Source organism: Chitinophaga sp. GbtcB8 (assembly GCF_019091455.1).
GTDB lineage: Bacteria > Bacteroidota > Bacteroidia > Chitinophagales > Chitinophagaceae > Chitinophaga.
Genome location: NZ_JAGXJN010000022.1, coordinates 23644 through 41309 on the forward strand (window position 1 = coordinate 23644; position 17666 = coordinate 41309).

Here is a 17666-nt window from a genome sequence, read left to right on the forward strand (position 1 = left end):
CTTGACATTTATCAAGAAGATCTACTTAGAAAGCGCTTGTTTACGGATGCGGCTCAGGGTTTCAGCGGAAATACCCAGGTAAGAGGCGATCATATGCTGCGGAAAACGTTGCAGGAAATAAGGGTGTGTTTTCAAAAGGTCCAGGTACCTTTCTTCAGCGGTGTAGCTGATCACGGCCTGGATCCTTTTTTGTGCGGCAATGGAACCGCGTTTGTCCAGCTCCTGTGTCATTTCCATAACAGCCGGTACAGCATCGCGTAAGGAAAGGTAAGCGGGGCGTGAGATCTGTAACAGCTCCGTTTCTTCCCAGGCATCAATATTATACCGGGTAGGGGTTTGCATTTCAAAACTTTCACGGTCTGCCATCCACCATTGCTCAATACCAAAACGCACTATATGTTCATTGCCTTTTTCATCTATGGAGTATTGGTGCATAGCGCCTTTTACCATAAAGGATAAGTATTTGCATACATCCCCTTCCTGTAGCAGGTATTGTTTTTTGCGTAGCTTTTTAGGTTTGAAGGCATCGCGGATAAGAACTGCCTGTTCCGCTGTAATGGGCGTAACTGCACGCTGGCTAATGTATGTTAACAGGATGTCGTACATAGAGGCTGGGCGCTAAGTTAAACTATTTTTTGGCTACCTTTGCGCAAGACTTATAGCAGTACCCATGGAAGCCACCACACTCCTCATTTTTTATGCCTTTGTATTTATCCGCCTGTTATCCGTTTTTATTTCTGCCGGTAATGAACGTAAACTAAAAAAGATGGGCGCCGTGGAATATGGTAAAAGGAACTCCGCTTTTTTGGTGCTGGCGCACTTTGCCTATTACATTGCCGCGGCTATTGAAGGCGGCCGTAAGGGCGCTTTTTTCTTTGATACCATTAGCTTTGCGGGGCTGGGCATTTATGTGTTATCCATCCTTATGCTGTATTATGTGATCTATAGCATACGCCATGTATGGACGGTGAAGCTGATCATAGCGCCTGCCTCACATCATGTACTCAACCACTCATTCTTATTTAAGTACATAAAACATCCGAACTACTTCCTGAATGTGATACCGGAGCTGATAGGCATTGCAGTGTTCCTGCATGCATGGGTTACGTTAGGCGTGGGAATGGTAATATACCTGGTACCATTAATTACCCGCATACGGCAGGAAGAAGCGGTAATGAAAGAGCATTTTCAAAACTATTAATATGGCAGAAATTAAGATCAGGCTCAATAAAAAAGAGCATGGCGCTTTTTACGTGCTGGAAGGTGAGCAGCAAATGGGAGAAATGGTGATAGGCATAGCCGGTAAGGCGCTCACCGCTTACCATACAGAAGTATTGCCGGAGGCAGAAGGCAAGGGCTATGGCAGGCAGCTGCTGGATGCGCTGGTGGCTTATGCGCGGGAACATCAGCTACAGGTGGTGCCGCTATGCCCCTATGTGCATGCACAGTTCAAGCGCCACCCGGAAAATTATGCAGATATCTGGAACCCGGAAGCAGCTGCGGAATAATTGTATCTTGTACAAAACAATTTGCTTTGCCAAAGATCATAGCTACTGCAGAAGCGGTTAACACCGGCGCTAATTATTCAACGGATATTAAGGTACACCAGCACCAGCTGCTGGCCGATGAGCTGACGGAAGTGGGCGGTATGGATACCGGCCCTGCACCAGGCGATTACGTATGTACGGCCCTGGCCTCCTGCAAAGTGATCACCCTGCGCATGTACGTACAGCGCAAACAATGGAAGGTAGATACTATTAAAGTAAAAGTAGACCTGGTGAAAGGCGATCAGATGCCATCCGGCAACAATACCTTTTTTTGCGAGGTAACGATAACGGGGGAACTGGATGATAGCCAGCGCACCCGCCTGCTGGAAATTTCCAAAGCCTGCCCCATTCACAAGCTGCTGAGCAAACCCAGCGAAATTGTGACTATTATGGACGGCCTGTAATAACACCAAAATATTTTACCATGGAAAAGAGAATTGAACATATACTGGAAGGCCGGGCTAAAAGCATTGGTGAAGAAACCATTTTGCAATCCCTGCCCCATAAGGATTTCCGCTTTGCCAGCCCTTTTATTGTAGTGCACCATTTGCCTGCGCAAAGCTACCCGGCCGGTTCCCCGCCGGAACGTTTGCACCCGCATCCGCACCGGGGTTTTGCACCGGTTACCTTTTTATTCCAGGGTGAGGGGTACCATAAAGATTCACTGGGTAACAGCGGTGTGCTGAAAGCAGGAGAGGTGCAGTGGATGTTTGCCGGCAGCGGCTTGCTGCATAGCGAAGGGCCTACCAAAGAGTTTTTGCAAAAAGGCGGCACCTATGAGCTGGTGCAGCTATGGATAAATGTACCGGCACAGCATAAAATGGGCGAACCTTTTTACCAGCAGTCCACCCATGAAAAAATGCCGGCTATAACCACGGAAGCAGGTACAGATCTGCGGCTGGCCAGCGGTACCTACAAGGGGCTTACCGGACCTATTACTTCCTTTACGCCGGTTACCTCCATCTTCGGCACCTTGCAGGCCGGTAAAAATGTTTCCTTTGAAGCGCCGGAAGGCAACTGGACATTGTTGTACATACTGGATGGCACGGTTACCGTGAACCAGCAGCCGGTGGAAAAATATCACCTGGTGGTGTTTAGCAAAGCGGATACAGATATAACGGTAACGGCTACTGTGGATGCAAAGCTGCTGTACCTGTCTGCATTGCCTATTGATGAACCGGTGGCGGCAAAAGGTAATTTTGTGATGAATACGGCGGAAGAGATTGCGCAGGCGGAGAGGGATTTTGAGGAAGGGAAGTTTGGGGTGCTGGATTATTGAGAAATTATTATGCCGGCTATGTATTTTTTCCTACCTTTATTCCGTGAAAGAAAATCAGCACTACACTGGCATTGGCTTCCTGTTTGTAGAGATCTGCAAACGCAGGCGCAACAAGAAGAACGAAATGCTGTCCGCCGTAAATATTTACGAAGGGCAGGATTTTTTGCTGTACCGCCTGTGGCAGAAGGACGGGCAAAGTATGACGGAGCTGGCAGAAAAAATTTGTATACAGCAGGCCACCATGTCCACCATGATACGGCGTATGGAGGCAAACGGGCTGATTAAAAAAGTAACGGACCAGGAAGATAAACGTTCCTCCCACATTTACCTCACAGCCAAAGGTAAGGCCGCGCTTGAGCTGGCCGGCAAAATAGGCGGGGAGCTGGATGATGTAACGGTAAAGGGTTTATCTGTTACTGAAAGAAAAACCCTGGATGAGCTGCTGCAAAAAGTGATGAAGAACCTCGAGTAGCTTTTTTTTGAATAAATACATTGCCGACTATATAATTATTTACTTAAACCTCCTGAATATGAAAATTGCAATTATATCCAGCAGCATCCGGCAGGGAAGGCGTTCTCACGGAGTAGCGCTGGCATTGGAAAATAAGATCCGTACACTCTCTGCACATGAAGTTTTTATTATAGACCTCGCAGATGCCAACAGCGTACCGGCTAATATTGGCAGTAAGCTGGCTGCAGCAGATGCTATGCTGTTTGTGTCGCCGGAATACCACGGCGGTTATGCTGCCGCTTTAAAGAGAGCCACAGAAGAGATAGACCGTTCCGTATTTATAGAAAAGCCTATTGGCGCGGTAAGCGTAAGCGGCGGGCCAATGGGTGGCATTCGGGCTGCCCTGCAAATGCAGCAGCTGATACTGGCACTGTATGGTTTCCCGTTGCCAACTATGCTGCTGGTACCGGTGGTGCAGGAAAAGATCAATGCAGCCGGTGAAATTTTAGATAAAGCGTTTGAAGATAAAACAACCCAGTTCCTGCATAGATTCCTGTGGTTGTCTGAAGCAGTGGATGAAAAGAAGCAGGCCATGCGCAGCGCCGGGTAAAACAGGCTGGTAAATACGATCAGCAGTGGAGGGTGTCTCGAAAATAAGAGACGCCCTTTTTATTCGGGTACTTGATGGAGACAGGCCGTTGTTTAAACAATCCTTCGTTTATTTTTGAGGCATCTTTTTTTTGTGTTGTAAATGGTAGTAAGTGCCTCGCGAATTTTAATTATCTTATTACCAAATTCCACGTATGCAAAAATTACTTTACCTGCTCCTGGGTGTAAGCCTGGCAACAGGTTGTAAGGAAAATGCAAGCTTTCCCGTAATACAGCAGCACCTGGCGCGTATAGACAGTATGCCCGCTATTCCCCAGCCTTTACAGGTCATTGACTGGTATGCCATGGCCCGCCGTTTTGATAGCACCGTGTACGACTTTCATGCCACCGGTGCGCACTGGCCCCTGGTATGGTGGGATAGCAGCGGCCATAATTTTCCGCAGCCGGTAGTAGGTTTATTTACAGCGCTGGATGATCAGCGGCAGGGCACGCACAACAAAGGCATGTTCCATGAAGCGCTGGCCACCATGGGGGCCACCCTGGGTGCTACGCTGGTGGGCATTGATAAAAGCAAGGGCCTGAATTATGTGGGCATGCTTAAGAATTATTTTAACCGGGAAACCGGCTGGAATATTATGATGAACAATACCTGCCCGGAAGTAGCGCTGCTGGGCGGCGGTTACGGGCGCGACTGGTGGTACGACGTATATCCCAACCTGTTATTCTACGCTATTTACGACCGCTACCCAGCGCAACCGGGTTTTGATACGCTGGCGCACCGCATTGCAGAAAAATTTTACCAGGCAGATTCTGTATTACAGGACAACTACAATCACTCCTTTTTCGATTATGCCCAGCTGCAGCCTAAAGAAAATACCATCTGCAAACAGCCCGATGCTGCTGCAGGCCACGCATACGTACTATACGCGGCCTATAAAAAGTTTGGGGATCCCCGTTATCTGCACGGCGCTATACATGCATTACAAACACTGGAACAGCAGCGCAGCAATACTTTTTACGAAATATTTATGCCTTTTGCCGCTTACCTGGCGGCGCGTTTAAATGCAGAACAGGGTACACATTTTAACGTTCAGCAATTCCTGGAATGGAGTTTTGATGGCACTGCCCAATGCCGCAGTGGCTGGGGCGTGCTGGCAGGCCGCTGGAACGGGCTGGATATTTCCGGTATTGTAGGTAATACGCAGGACCGCGGCGGTTATGGTTTTTTAATGAACACCTTTGATGCTGCCTGGCCATTGATGCCGCTGGTGCGTTATGATGCATCTTATGCCAATGCCATGGGAAAATGGATGTTACATGCAGCCAATGCAGCCCGTTTCTTTTACACGCAGTACATGCCGGATGATCATGAAACCATTCCACAGCAGGCAGCCATTACCAAAGGAGTAATAGGGTATGAAGGTATTATACATTCGTCCTCTTACCCGCAGTATGCGCATTTACAGGCGCCGGTAGCACAGGGCGATGGCCCGTTATGGGCGCCGGGCAACCCGGATGTATCCCAGTTCAGCGTATATGGCAGCGGGCATGTGGGCATTTTCGGCAGCATTATACGCAATACCAATGTGCCTGGTATTTTACAGCTGAACTTACTGGCAACAGACTTTTTCAGGGATGCAGCCTATCCAACCTTCCTGTATTATAACCCTTACCCGCAAACAAAAACAGTACAAATAGCTGTGGGAAATAAGCCGGTACGTTTGTACAATACCGTTATCCATGATTTTATATCAGCAACAGTACAGGGGAATTATGAGCTGGTACTGCCACCGCTTACTGCGGCTGTGCTGGTAAGTACCCCGGCTGGTGGAACAGTGGTGAAGCAGCAGCACAACTTATTGGTTAACGGGGTAATTGCAGATCATCATTTATAGGATCATTTTCCCTTATCCAGCGCCATTTTCAGCGCCAGGCCGGAAAGCACGCTGGCCATAAACCATTTCTGCACCCGCACCCATTTAGGATTAGCCGCAAACCATTTGGTTACCCGCGATGCCAGTAAAATAATACAGCCATTTACTGTAAAGCTGACGCATAGCTGGGTAAAACCCAGCAGCAGGCTTTGTGCCAGCAAATTGCCATACTCCGGTTTAATGAACTGCGGGAAAAAGGAGAGATAAAATACCGCCACCTTGGGATTCAGCATATTGGTGAAAAGCCCCATACTGAACAGTTTAGCCGGCCCGTCTGCCTGCAGGTCCTTTTGCGTTTCAAACACACTTTTGCTGCCGGGTTTTACCGCCTGCCAGGCCAGGTATAACAGGTAAATAACGCCCGTTGTTTTTAATACCATGTACGCATAGGGAACCGTAAATAAGATAGCCGTTAACCCGAATGATACCAGCACAATATGGAACAAAAAGCCGCAGGCCACGCCGGATAAGGAAATAAGCCCTGCTTTTTTACCCTGGGTAATAGACCGGGATATCAGGTATATCATGTTAGGCCCTGGTGTAATAACCATTACAAAGGCGGCCAGCATAAACAACAGAAGGGATGATAAGGGGATCATGGCTCAGAGGGTTGTAAGGTGCAAGAAGCAGTACGCTGGGCTAAGTTAAACATTAGAGCATTGTAATAAGTTTCATATCCATTAGGTACATCGCCCAGGAACAGGTAAGGTTCTATCAGCTCCAGCTCCATAAGCGTGAACACTCCGTTGATCACCACCCCATCTACCCGGGCATACAGGCAGCCTTTGGCAAAATGCTGCACAAAAGCAGCCGCCTCCTGTACATGTAAGGGGTTGGGGATAGTAGTATGCGTGGTGCCGCCGTACATGGGCTGCACGCGGAAATCGCCGGAGCGCGGGCGTTTTACCACGCAGTGGCTAAACTGCCCGTTTAAGAAAATGAACGACCATTCCCCTTCGGTTTCAATTTCCTTTATAAAAGGCTGCACAATAAAAGCCTCTTTTTCCAGCAGGCCGGTTAAGCGTTGCTGTACTTCCTGCATATTACCCGGCGTAACTGTAAAGGTTTCTTTGGCGCCGGCGCTAACGCAGGGTTTTATGATTAACTGCTCTGTGTTGAATTGCTGGAAAAACGGAGCAAGCCTTGCGGGCGCTCCGTTTTCTATGATGGCGGAAGGAATAACGCTGAAACCAGCATCAATCATTTCTTTTAAATAATGTTTATCACTGTTCCACTTTATAATGTGCTGCGGGTTTAACATGGGAATGTTTAACGCCGCAACCTGGTCCAGCCATTGGTAGAACTGCGTAATTTTTTCATGGTAATCCCAGGGCGCTTTTACCAGCAGCAGATCATAAGCATCCCAGCGCACAGCGGTATCTGTCCAGATAACGCGTTCTATATTCAGGCCTTTATTGGAGAGGAAAACCAGCAGCAGGCTTTCTTCATCTTCCATTGTTTCAATAACATATTTTTCCTGTGTTTCGTAACACACGTATGCAATCTTCATGGCGTTTCATTTGTAATGCAAAACAAAAGTAATTGTATATTGGCATTGGAAAAAGAGCCATTTTGAGAATTTTAACAGGGCCATTATGAGTAAAACCTCTCCCCAGATCTTTATGCCATTTATACGCCTGAACAAACAGGATGGCATGCCGCTGTACTCCCAGCTCTATGAGCAGATCAAACAGGCCATTTTCAACGGGCACCTGAAAGCAGGCGAGCGCATGCCGGCCACCCGCACGCTTTCCGTGGAGCTCTCCGTATCGCGCAACAGCGTATTCCAGGCATATGACCAGCTGATGCTGGAAGGTTTTTTAGAGGGTAAAAAAGGGGATGGCACCTATGTAATGCAGCTGGATAATGTGCAACGCAAATACATACCGGCGCCGGTACAAAAGAAAACAATGCTGGCAAATACGGTGAAGTATAAAGATGCTTCCCTGGCTGAAAACACCCTGCTGAGCGATAGCTCCCTGGAACCGCCGCTGCCTTTTCAAAGCTGCGTAATGGACATGCAGCATTTCCCCATTAAAGTATGGTCGCGCATAGCAGCTAACATTTACCGCAACCTGCATAAGATATACCTGGGTTACCTGGATACACAGGGGCATTTACCACTGCGGCAGGCCCTGGCCGATTACCTGCGGGTGAACCGCTCTATTGTTTGCTCGCCTGACCAGATCCTGATCGTGAACGGATCGCGGCAGGCCATTAACCTGGCTGCACAGCTGCTGATAAAAAAGGGAGACCAGTGCTGGATGGAAGATCCCGGCTACCGCTCCGGAAGAGCGGCTATTACGCGCTGGGGCGGTATCGTATGCCCGGTGCCGTTAACGGAGTATGGGCTGGATATTGATTATGGCATGCAGCACTACCCGGATGCAAAGCTAACCTACGTTACCCCCTCTCACCAATACCCCCTGGGCGGCACGCTGCCTTTGAGCGAACGTTTAAAGTTATTGCAATGGGCCGCCAAAAACCAGATGTGGATCCTGGAAGATGATTATGACAGCGAGTTCCGTTACAATGGCCGCCCGGTGCCTGCTTTAAAGGGACTGGATGATAAGGGACATGTGATCTACATCGGCACTTTCAGCAAAGTATTGTTCCCGGCATTGCGGATCGGTTACATGGTGCTGCCCACGGCAGATATGGCCAAACAGTTCAAGATGCTGAAATCCACCATTGACCGGCAAAGCCCGGTGATAGACCAGGCCATTGTAGCGCAGTTCATGCACGAAGGGCACTTTGCAAGGCACCTGCGCAAAATGCGCACGCTGTATAAAAAGCAGCAGGAGGAGCTGTTGCAGCTGCTGGAAAAACAGGTGGGCAAATACATTACCATTGCGCCTTCTGATACAGGCATCCATCTTATTGGCTGGTTAAAACAGCCCTGCGATATGGAGCTGCTGCTGCAAAAAGCGGCAGCCGCCAATATTATTGTGCACCCGGTGCAGGACTTTACCATCCGCTTTAAACAACCACAGGGTTTACTGTTAGGCTTTACCGGCTTTCAGCATGCAGAGATGGGGCAGGCCGTACTAAAATTAAAGCGGGTGTTAAGCAGCTTATAATTGCCCCGCATTTCTCAGATTTTTATTACTTTTAAAATCATGCAACAAAAATCTCCCATCACCACATTGTTCCTGGATATTGGCGGCGTACTGTTAAGCAACGGCTGGGACCGTGCTGCCCGCAAACTGGCTGCCAGCGAGTTTTCACTGGACCTGGTAGAGTTTGAAGAACGCCATCACCTCACCTTTGATACGTACGAGGAAGGAAAGCTGACCCTGGACGAATACCTGGACCGTATTGTATTTTATGAGCACCGCTCTTTTTCCAGGCAGCAGTTCAAAGACTTTATGTACAGCCGTACGGAAGCTTACCCGGAAATGATTGAAATGATATGCCAGATCAAGGAGAAGTACAAGTTAAAGCTGGCTATTGTAAACAATGAAGGCCGGGAGCTGAACGAATACCGCATCCGCACCTTTGGACTGAATAAGTTTATAGATTTCTTTATTTCCTCCTGTTTTGTACACTTCCGCAAACCGGATGCAGATATTTTCCGCATTGCGCTGGATATTGCGCTGGTAAAACCAGATGAAGTGATCTATATAGAAGACCGGGCCATGTTTGTATCCGTGGCGGAGAACTTAGGCATTAACGGCCTGCTGCACGAAAACTATGCTGCTACCCGGGAAATGCTGGCTAAATGGGGCTTCCCGCTGTAAACGAAAAAATGAAACAACTCCTGCTTACGGGTTGTGCCCTGCTGTTACTGTTGCAGGTACACGCACAAAACCCCCGTTTCCGCGTACTGGCCATTGCAGAAAATGGCGGGCATCATATTGCTTATTCCAAAGCTGCGCGGGTATGGTTAGATCAGCTGGCGGCAGATAGCAGCTTTGCCATTGACTACATACAGAACACGGATAGTATTGATGCGGCCTATCTGAAAAAATACCAGCTTTTCATTCAGCTGGATTATCCGCCCTATGCCTGGAAAGAAAAAGCGGTAAAGGCTTTTGAGCAATACATTAACACGGGGCAGGGAGGATGGATCGGTTTTCACCATGCTACGTTATTAGGCGAGTTTGACGGTTATCCTATGTGGCAGTGGTTTTACCGTTTTATGGGCAGCATCCGTTTTAAGGATTATATTCCTGATTTTGCAGATGGCACCGTGCTGGTAGAAGATAGCCCTCACCCGGTAATGAAAGGGATACCGGCGTCTTTTTTAATTGAGAAGGAAGAATGGTATACCTATGATAAAAGCCCCCGGTCCAATGTGCATGTAATTGCCAGTGTAAATGAAGGTACATATAAACCTGCATCTGCTAAAAAAATGGGCGATCACCCCGTGATCTGGACCAATCCGCATTACAAGGCCCGCAATGTATATATTTTTATGGGGCATGCGCCGGAGCTGTTTAATAACGTAAACTACACTACGCTTTTCCGTAACGCTATTTTCTATTGCAGTGAAAAAGTAAAAAAGTAAGAGTTAAAAAATTGGAGGCATGCGGTGCTATTGAATGAATACAATTCAATGCAGGAGTTTGCTTCGTCGCTCTTACCGCTTTTGCCGCCCTGCTCCTCGCAATGACGCCCATATTGGTTACTGTCATATACATGCAGTGCTACCAACCAATTTTTACTTTTTTACTTTTTCCATATAAAAAGGGGCTGGTAAAACAGCCCCTTTTTATATGGAAACTATGCCCGTCTTATCAGCCGTAATCGATTACAGCGGTCTGTAAATAAATTGGTGGATGATCAGTTCCACTTCCTGCCCGTTGGAAGGGGCCTGGTGCCCGAACAGCCACAGGTTCATATGTACCGGTAAAGCAAGGGTGCTAACCGGGAAACCCGCAGGCGTGGTCCAGGGGAAAAAAGAGTTGTTGATATCTTCCGTATGGCCGTGATAGCCCCGGTAAGAAACTGCGCTGCTGGTGCGGTAAAATGTATGCGTGGTATACGTACCGTTCAGCGCCAGCTCAAACTCGTGGTGTGCATTGGAGTCCGGATCGCCGCTGGAAGGGTACACGGTGTAGTTGTAATTGGGCCAGGCATTGTTACCCCAGCGTGCAAATTCAATATCTACTTCATGATGGCCATCGTCGCCCGCTTTGTAGTTAAACAAGCCGAACACAATGTTTTTGTCCAGCTGGTCTACACGGCCTTCAATTTTCCAAACATAAGTACCGTAACCAAAACTTTGCTGCGATGTAACTTCAGCGCAGTACCAGCGGCCGGTGGCCGCATCCTTGCGGATCTTCATGTGCAGGTGGCCGCTGGCATCTACCCAAACGTTACTGGTACTGCTGCTCCAGTAATTATCATCGGGGCCGCTGGTGCCTGCTTCATCGCGTACCGTCCAGTTAATACCGCTAAAGCTGATGGTTCTTTCAGCGAGGGCATGTACCGGCGCTGCTGTTTTAGTGTTCGTTGCTGTATCCGGTTTTTCAGTCGTCAGATCATTGTTTTTACTACAGCTTGCCAGGGTTGCCAGGGTAACGGCAAGAATAAAGGCTCTATGCATAGGATTAAGTTTTAAAAATAAATAATGGTTAACGTTAATTGTTCAATAGCTCAGACGGGCATAGGTCGGCAACAAAGTATTTCATTTATCTAACAAATTATAGCACACTAAAAATATTCCTCAATCAGTGCATTTTTATCTACACCTTTATCGGTATAAACAGCAGCAGATACCTGCATTTCCTTCTTTTCAGTTAGGCATTGGTTTTGAACCCTTAGTGCACTAACAGACACATGTAACACTATCGTGAGAAAGGCAGGAATCTTAATGCACATCACTTCTTTACCAGGCCCCTTTGGCATTGGCGATCTTGGACCTGCTGCCAGGGATTTTGCAGACCAGCTGTACCGTAGCGGTCAACAGATCTGGCAGCTGCTGCCTTTAAGCCCTGCATCGGCCGGCGCAGGTTATTCCCCTTACAGCGCATCCTCCGCCATGGCAGGCAATATTATGCTGATAAGCCCGGAACTATTGGCTGCCGATGGTTTGCTGGATAAAAGCTCGCTGCGATCCTTTCATTTGCCCGCTAATAATATGGTTGATTTTGAAAGCGCATATGCTAATAAATCCCGGTTGCTGGAGCTGGCCTATGAAAACTATTGTAAAGGAAAATTCAGCGCCATCAAAAAAGCATACCTGGCTTTTTGTAAACAGCATGCATACTGGCTGGATGATTTTGTACGCTATCAATCCCTCACGGTTTTGCATAAAGGCCAGCCCTGGTATGAATGGAAAAAGGAATACCGTAATAGTACCAAAACAAATGTGCCGGAGCTGCATGCCTTACAGGAAAAAGAAAAGTTCTGGCAGTTCCTGTTCAATAAACAATGGCATGCATTAAAAAGCTATTGTAATGAAAGGCACATTCAATTGCTGGGCGATCTGCCTTTTTACATCAGCTACAATGCTGCAGACGTGTGGGCTAACCGTAACCTGTTCCTGTTAGATGAAGAGGGCAATATGCAGGGCGTGGCCGGTGTGCCGCCGGATTATTTTAATGAAGATGGGCAGCTATGGAATATGCCGGTATTTAACTGGGATGTTTTAAAAACACAAAATTATAAATGGTGGGTAAGCCGCATACGCCGTAACCTGGAATGGTACAACCTTTTACGGTTGGATCATTTCCGTGCATTTGCCAATTACTGGGAAGTGCCGGCCTGCGCGCCAACCGCTGTAGAAGGGGAGTGGAAGAACGGGCCAGGTGCAGACCTGTTTAATGTTTTGCAAACGGCTTTTCCGGAAATGCCTTTTGTAGCGGAAGACCTGGGCGATATTAATGATGCAGTACTGCAGCTAAGGGACCAGTTTAAATTGCCCGGCATGAAAGTGCTGCAGTTTGCTTTTGGAGAAGACATGTCCCTTTCCCCGCATATACCGCATGATCATTCACCCAACTTTTTTGTGTACACCGGTACGCATGATAATAATACCAGCCGCGGATGGTTCAGGCAGGATGCTGCCCCCGCGGACATTGAGCGGCTGTGCTTATACACGGGGCAAACCATCACGGAGGAGGAAGTAGCGCAGGTACTGGGCAGAATGGTATATGCCTCCGTAGCGCAGCATGCTGTTTTACCCATGCAGGATGTATTGGGGCTGGATGAAAAAGCCCGTATGAACACTCCGGCCGTAGCAGGTAATAACTGGAGCTGGCGCATGCTGCCTGGCCAGTTTACCGCCGCTATGGCTGCACGTTTGGAAGAATGGACAATTGTTTACAACAGAAAGCAGAGTAATAAATGACAACGGCAATTTATATACAACCCGGCGCAATACTGAACGCTAATGGCGCATGCCGTTTTCGTGTATGGGCGCCTTTAAAAAATAAAGTGAGCTTACTGTTACCGGAGCAAAATGTTACGCATGAAATGCAGCAGGATGCAGATGGATACTGGTCAATAACCCTGCCCAATATTAAAGCAGGCACGCTGTATTATTATGTGCTGGATGATGAAGGCAAAAGGCCCGATCCTGCATCGCGCCATCAACCGGAAGGGGTGCATGGCCCATCAGCAGTTACAGACCCCAATGACTTTACTTTTACAGATGATCAGTGGAAAGGTATGGAGCTGGAACAGATGATCATTTACGAGCTGCATACCGGTACTTTTAGCCCGGAAGGCACGCTGCAAGGCATTATAGACCGCTTGCCCGCCTTGCAGGAGCTGGGTATTACCACTATTGAAATTATGCCCCTGGCACAGTTTCCGGGCACGCGCAACTGGGGGTATGACGGCGTGTACCCTTTTGCGTTACAAAATTCCTATGGCAGCATTAACGATCTTAAAAAACTGGTAGATGCTGCGCATAATATAGGCATAGCCGTTATACTGGATGTGGTATACAACCACCAGGGACCGGAAGGTAATTACTTTAACGACTTTGGACCTTACTTTACAGATAAGTATAAAACGCCCTGGGGGCAGGCCATTAATTATGATGATGCCTGGAGCGATGGTGTACGTACTTTTTACATTGCCAACGCGCTTATGTGGCTGGATGAGTTTCATATAGACGGCCTGCGGCTGGATGCAGTGCATGCCTATTGGGACAGCAGCGCACTGCACTTTGTGCAGGAGCTAAGCACTGCTGTACATGGGCTGGAACAGCGTTGTGGTAAAAAGAAAATACTCATAGGAGAGCTGGACCTGAACAACCCCCGGTACATTACCCCGGTAGCTAACGACGGTTATGGTTTGCATGGGCAGTGGATAGATGAATTTCACCATGCCCTGCATAGCCAGCTTACCGGCGAAACCAATGGTTATTATGAAGATTTTGGTAAGCTGGATCTGCTGGCCAGGTCTTATGCTGATGCATATGTATATACCGGGCAATACTCCGCACACCGCAAACGCAAATTTGGCCTGGCGCCGGACCACCTGCCCTACAGCCAGTTTGTGGCCTTTATACAAAACCACGACCAGGAGGGCAACCGCATGCTGGGCGAACGTTTAAGCGCACTGGTGCCTTTTGAAGCATTGAAATTGTCTGCCGCTGCTTTGTTGTTATCGCCCTTTGTGCCTTTGTTGTTTATGGGCGAGGAGTATGGCGAAAAAAATCCTTTCCCGTTTTTTGCTTCTTTTGAAGATACTGAGCTGGTAAGCGCTGTGCGCGAAGGCCGTAAAAAAGAGTTTGCCGCTTTTCATGCAGCCGGCGAAGCGCCGGACCCCATGGCCCCCGAAACATTTGATGCCGCCAAACTAAGCTGGGATACCCAAACACCGGAGAATGCAGCCCTGCTGGCCTGTTACCGCTACCTGATAAGGTTAAGGAAAGAGCGGCCTGCATTAAAATACCATGAGCGCAACGGCGCCAAAGTACACCCTGTGATCAATGAGCGCCTGCTGGTGCTGGAACGGGAGTACGATGCGCAGGATGCGTTGCTGATTGTGCTGAACTTCAGTAAGGAGCAGGAAGCTTATCACCCTGCAGGACTTAAAACCTATCATAAATTGTTTGACTCCGCCCACCTGCAATGGAACGGCCCCGGCGCAATAGCGCAGGATGAAGTACCGGCGGGTGGCGTAATTACCATACAGCCCTTGTCTGCTATTGTTTATGAAATGAAATGATGAGTTATGAAGCATGATGTATTTACCCCCGTCTCTACTTACCGTTTACAGTTCAACGGTGAGTTTACGTTTAAAGACCTGGAGCAGCATATAGATTATTTACATGAGCTGGGTGTTACCACCATTTATGCATCGCCCATTTTTGAAGCGGCGCCCGGCAGCATGCACGGTTATGATGTTACTAACCCGCATGCCATTAGCCCCGCCATTGGCACTATTGAGCAGCTGCACAGCATACAGCGGCAGCTGCAGGAAAAGGGCATGAACTGGATCCAGGACATTGTACCCAACCACATGGCCCTGCACCCTGCCAACAGCCGTTTGATGGATGTACTGGAAAGGGGGCCTAACTCACCTTACTATAACTATTTTGATATTGACTGGGCACACCCGGATACAACGTTAACGGGTAAGCTGATGCTGCCTTTCCTGGGACAGCCGCTGCCCGCCATCCTGGAAGCCGGGGAAATAAAACTCCTGTTCTCGCCGCAAGGCTGGCAGGTACAGTACGGGGAGCTGGCCTTTCCTTTATCGGCGCCGGCCTATGAAGTGCTGTTAAATGCGCTGCCGCAGGAAGATGCTGCCACGCAGGAATGGCTGCAGGCTTTACAAAGAGGCATTGAAAAACCACATACGGTAAAGGAGTGGGAGGAACAAAAAGCATCGCTGTTTGCACGTGCAAATGAAACGCGCCTGCAGCAGCTTACAGACCAGGTGAATGAAGATGCTGTATTACTGGCCGCTTTACTGGATCAGCAATACTACCTGTTCACCTTTTGGCAGGAGGCAGAAACGCGGATCAATTACCGCCGCTTTTTTACAGTGAATGGGCTGATAGCCCTGCGTATGGAAGATCCGGAGGTATTTGATGAATACCATACCTTTTTACATGAAATGTATAAGCAGGGATTAATACAGGGCCTGCGCATTGATCATATTGACGGGCTGCGGAATCCCGGTGAATACATACGCCGCCTGCGGGAGCTGTTTGGTGCGCGCTGTTACATTATTGCAGAAAAAATACTGGCCGGTAATGAAACCATGCCACGGGAGTGGCTGCTGCAGGGCAGCACCGGTTATGAGTTCCTGGGCGATGTAAGCCAGCTGCTCACCGATCAGCAAGGCTTTGAAAAAATTGCACGTAACTACCGCAGCCAGTTCCCTGACCTGGCTAAGTATGATAAGCTGGTGATCAAAAAAAAGCAGCTGATACTGGAAACACAGATGGAAGGAGAGTGGGATAACCTGGTGCGGTATTGTTATACCCTGGGCCTGGCCGACATTCGTGTGAATGAAAAACAATTGAAAAAAGCATTGGGCCTGCTGATGATACACCTGCCGGTGTACCGCATTTACCCGGAGCAATGGCCGCTGAGCACCCGCAGCCTTTCTCTGCTGGAATATGCCATGGACGGCGCTTTGCGCAGTGATCCGGAGCTTACTAAAATGCTGGAGCTCATACGCTCCTGGTGGCAGCTGGATAAAAGGAGCGAGCAGGGTATTAAGTTCCTGCAACGCATGATGCAGTTTACCGGCCCGCTCACCGCCAAAGGCGTGGAAGACACTACCTTTTATGTATACAATGCTTTAATATCCCATAACGAAGTAGGTGATGCGCCGGAAGGCAGCAAATGTTCGCTGATCCGTTTTCATGAACATGCCGGCAGCCGGCAGCGCTACCATCCGCTATCATTAAATGCTACAGCTACCCACGATACCAAAAGAGGAGAGGATGGGCGTATCCGTTTAAACACGCTCACCTTACATCCTAATCAATGGATACAACAGGTGCAGCAATGGCATACCATGAACAAACCTTTCAGCGGGGAGGCCGCTGCTTCTGCTATGCCGGATATGAATGATGAATACTTCATTTACCAGTCCGTGCTTTCCGGATTCCCCGCAGATGGCGTGGTAACACCGGCGTTTAAGGAAAGATTAACCACCTACATCACGAAAGTATTAAGGGAAGCAAAGGTGCACAGCAACTGGTCAGCGCCTAACGAAGAATATGAACAGGCCTGCACACGGTTCATGGAAAATTTGTTTGCAGCAGACCATCCGTTCACAGACAGCATGGGCGCTTATTTTGAGAAGATCAATCAGCAGGCGCAGATCTATTCACTCACTCAAACGCTCATTAAGATCACTGCACCGGGTATACCGGATATATACCAGGGCTGCGAGCTGTGGGACCTGAGCTTTGTAGACCCTGATAACCGCCGCCCGGTAGATTATGCGCAGCGTAAACAATGGCTGGCCAAGCTGCAGCAGCAGGAAAAAGCCGGTATGGAAAATTTACTGGGCTTTTTGCATACACACCGCACAGCCGGAATGGAGAAATTGTATGTTACCTGGAAGGCTTTACAGGCAAGGCGTGCACACCCTTCCCTGTTTGCAAAAGGAGAATATTTGCCGGTGTATAACCGGGACGATCATTCCGTAATTGCATACGCCCGCAAAGAGCAGGATAAATGGTGCCTGGTAATAGCGCCGCTGATAGCCGCTACCCATGCAGGCCGGGAAGAAGAGCCCTTAACGCTGGCCTTACCGGAAGGCGCACCCCTGAAATGGAAACATATATTTACACAGGAAGAAATAACTACACCCGACGGGCAGCTGCCTACCGGCATGCTGGAAAAATTTCCCGTGGCATTCCTGGTAAGCGAATAAGTTTAACACAGCACCCATTATAAAGCAAACAAGGCCGGACAATT

17 protein-coding genes are annotated in these 17666 nt (G+C 48.5%); 13 read left to right on the top strand and 4 right to left on the bottom strand.

Going from position 1 to position 17666, the window contains the following annotated elements:
- Positions 1-21: 21 nt before the first annotated feature.
- Positions 22-606 carry a Crp/Fnr family transcriptional regulator gene (locus KVT36_RS18765; protein ID WP_217604996.1) on the bottom strand — a complete coding sequence of 195 codons (585 nt, stop codon included), beginning with the start codon at positions 604-606 and terminating at the stop codon, positions 22-24.
- A 64-nt stretch (positions 607-670) separates the two neighbouring features.
- Here KVT36_RS18765 and KVT36_RS18770 point away from each other — a divergent pair, with 64 nt between their 5' ends.
- The 7 genes from KVT36_RS18770 to KVT36_RS18800 all read left to right on the top strand — a co-directional run bounded on the left by KVT36_RS18770 (position 671) and on the right by KVT36_RS18800 (position 5781).
- Entirely contained in the window at positions 671-1201 is a 531-nt protein-coding gene (locus KVT36_RS18770) for an isoprenylcysteine carboxyl methyltransferase family protein (protein ID WP_217604997.1), read from the top strand.
- A 1-nt stretch (position 1202) separates the two neighbouring features.
- Positions 1203-1508 (top strand): GNAT family N-acetyltransferase, encoded by a 306-nt coding sequence (locus KVT36_RS18775; protein WP_217604998.1) that lies wholly within the window; start codon positions 1203-1205, stop codon positions 1506-1508.
- Between the two features lie 26 nt (positions 1509-1534).
- On the top strand, positions 1535-1951 hold the full coding sequence (locus KVT36_RS18780; protein WP_217604999.1) for an OsmC family protein: 417 nt from the start codon (positions 1535-1537) through the stop codon (positions 1949-1951).
- Positions 1952-1971: 20 nt separating this feature from the next.
- A complete protein-coding gene (locus KVT36_RS18785) occupies positions 1972-2826 on the top strand; it encodes a pirin family protein (protein ID WP_217605000.1) in 855 nt (284 codons plus the stop codon).
- Positions 2827-2869: 43 nt separating this feature from the next.
- Positions 2870-3298 (top strand): MarR family transcriptional regulator, encoded by a 429-nt coding sequence (locus KVT36_RS32785; RefSeq protein ID WP_217605001.1) that lies wholly within the window; start codon positions 2870-2872, stop codon positions 3296-3298.
- A 58-nt stretch (positions 3299-3356) separates the two neighbouring features.
- The gene (locus KVT36_RS18795; RefSeq protein ID WP_217605002.1) at positions 3357-3887 is read left to right on the top strand and encodes an NADPH-dependent FMN reductase; all 531 of its coding nucleotides are present in this window, start codon (positions 3357-3359) and stop codon (positions 3885-3887) included.
- 193 nt (positions 3888-4080) lie between these two features.
- Entirely contained in the window at positions 4081-5781 is a 1701-nt protein-coding gene (locus KVT36_RS18800) for a hypothetical protein (RefSeq protein ID WP_217605003.1), read from the top strand.
- Between the two features lie 2 nt (positions 5782-5783).
- On the opposite strand, the gene KVT36_RS18805 is transcribed toward KVT36_RS18800, so the two are convergent.
- Both KVT36_RS18805 and KVT36_RS18810 read right to left on the bottom strand, forming a co-directional pair.
- Complete coding sequence (locus KVT36_RS18805) at positions 5784-6419, bottom strand: LysE family translocator (RefSeq protein WP_217605004.1); 636 nt, start codon at positions 6417-6419, stop codon at positions 5784-5786.
- Positions 6416-7330 (bottom strand): RimK family alpha-L-glutamate ligase, encoded by a 915-nt coding sequence (locus tag KVT36_RS18810; RefSeq protein WP_217605005.1) that lies wholly within the window; start codon positions 7328-7330, stop codon positions 6416-6418. Before KVT36_RS18810 ends, KVT36_RS18805 begins: the two co-directional genes overlap by 4 nt.
- 85 nt (positions 7331-7415) lie before the next feature.
- Between KVT36_RS18810 and KVT36_RS18815 the strand changes: the two genes are divergently transcribed.
- Genes KVT36_RS18815 through KVT36_RS18825 form a run of 3 tightly spaced genes read left to right on the top strand, consistent with a single transcriptional unit; the run spans position 7416 to position 10330 of the window.
- Entirely contained in the window at positions 7416-8900 is a 1485-nt protein-coding gene (locus tag KVT36_RS18815) for a PLP-dependent aminotransferase family protein (RefSeq protein ID WP_217605006.1), read from the top strand.
- Positions 8901-8939: 39 nt separating this feature from the next.
- Positions 8940-9560 (top strand): HAD-IA family hydrolase, encoded by a 621-nt coding sequence (locus tag KVT36_RS18820; RefSeq protein ID WP_217605007.1) that lies wholly within the window; start codon positions 8940-8942, stop codon positions 9558-9560.
- Positions 9561-9568: 8 nt separating this feature from the next.
- Positions 9569-10330 carry a ThuA domain-containing protein gene (locus tag KVT36_RS18825; RefSeq protein ID WP_217605008.1) on the top strand — a complete coding sequence of 254 codons (762 nt, stop codon included), beginning with the start codon at positions 9569-9571 and terminating at the stop codon, positions 10328-10330.
- A 243-nt stretch (positions 10331-10573) separates the two neighbouring features.
- On the opposite strand, the gene KVT36_RS18830 is transcribed toward KVT36_RS18825, so the two are convergent.
- The gene (locus tag KVT36_RS18830; protein ID WP_217605009.1) at positions 10574-11371 is read right to left on the bottom strand and encodes a glycoside hydrolase family 16 protein; all 798 of its coding nucleotides are present in this window, start codon (positions 11369-11371) and stop codon (positions 10574-10576) included.
- A gap of 246 nt (positions 11372-11617) precedes the next feature.
- On the opposite strand from KVT36_RS18830, the gene malQ reads away from it, so the two are divergent.
- Genes malQ through treY form a run of 3 tightly spaced genes read left to right on the top strand, consistent with a single transcriptional unit; the run spans position 11618 to position 17622 of the window.
- Complete coding sequence (gene malQ / locus KVT36_RS18835; RefSeq protein WP_368670032.1) at positions 11618-13117, top strand: 4-alpha-glucanotransferase; 1500 nt, start codon at positions 11618-11620, stop codon at positions 13115-13117.
- Entirely contained in the window at positions 13114-14949 is a 1836-nt protein-coding gene (gene treZ, locus KVT36_RS18840) for a malto-oligosyltrehalose trehalohydrolase (RefSeq protein ID WP_217605010.1), read from the top strand. Before malQ ends, treZ begins: the two co-directional genes overlap by 4 nt.
- A 6-nt stretch (positions 14950-14955) precedes the next feature.
- Positions 14956-17622, top strand: a complete 2667-nt coding sequence (gene treY / locus KVT36_RS18845; protein WP_217605011.1) for a malto-oligosyltrehalose synthase — start codon at positions 14956-14958, stop codon at positions 17620-17622.
- Positions 17623-17666 lie beyond the last annotated feature (44 nt).

Bases quoted from the DNA above. Each gene is read 5' to 3' on its own strand.
- KVT36_RS18765 (WP_217604996.1), bottom strand. From the start codon at position 606: ATGTACGACATCCTGTTAACATACATTAGCCAGCGTGCAGTTACGCCC.
- KVT36_RS18770 (WP_217604997.1), top strand. From the start codon at position 671: ATGGAAGCCACCACACTCCTCATTTTTTATGCCTTTGTATTTATCCGC.
- KVT36_RS18775 (WP_217604998.1), top strand. From the start codon at position 1,203: ATGGCAGAAATTAAGATCAGGCTCAATAAAAAAGAGCATGGCGCTTTT.
- KVT36_RS18785 (WP_217605000.1), top strand. From the start codon at position 1,972: ATGGAAAAGAGAATTGAACATATACTGGAAGGCCGGGCTAAAAGCATT.
- KVT36_RS18795 (WP_217605002.1), top strand. From the start codon at position 3,357: ATGAAAATTGCAATTATATCCAGCAGCATCCGGCAGGGAAGGCGTTCT.
- KVT36_RS18800 (WP_217605003.1), top strand. From the start codon at position 4,081: ATGCAAAAATTACTTTACCTGCTCCTGGGTGTAAGCCTGGCAACAGGT.
- KVT36_RS18805 (WP_217605004.1), bottom strand. From the start codon at position 6,419: ATGATCCCCTTATCATCCCTTCTGTTGTTTATGCTGGCCGCCTTTGTA.
- KVT36_RS18810 (WP_217605005.1), bottom strand. From the start codon at position 7,330: ATGAAGATTGCATACGTGTGTTACGAAACACAGGAAAAATATGTTATT.
- KVT36_RS18815 (WP_217605006.1), top strand. From the start codon at position 7,416: ATGAGTAAAACCTCTCCCCAGATCTTTATGCCATTTATACGCCTGAAC.
- KVT36_RS18820 (WP_217605007.1), top strand. From the start codon at position 8,940: ATGCAACAAAAATCTCCCATCACCACATTGTTCCTGGATATTGGCGGC.
- KVT36_RS18825 (WP_217605008.1), top strand. From the start codon at position 9,569: ATGAAACAACTCCTGCTTACGGGTTGTGCCCTGCTGTTACTGTTGCAG.
- KVT36_RS18830 (WP_217605009.1), bottom strand. From the start codon at position 11,371: ATGCATAGAGCCTTTATTCTTGCCGTTACCCTGGCAACCCTGGCAAGC.
- treZ (WP_217605010.1), top strand. From the start codon at position 13,114: ATGACAACGGCAATTTATATACAACCCGGCGCAATACTGAACGCTAAT.
- treY (WP_217605011.1), top strand. From the start codon at position 14,956: ATGAAGCATGATGTATTTACCCCCGTCTCTACTTACCGTTTACAGTTC.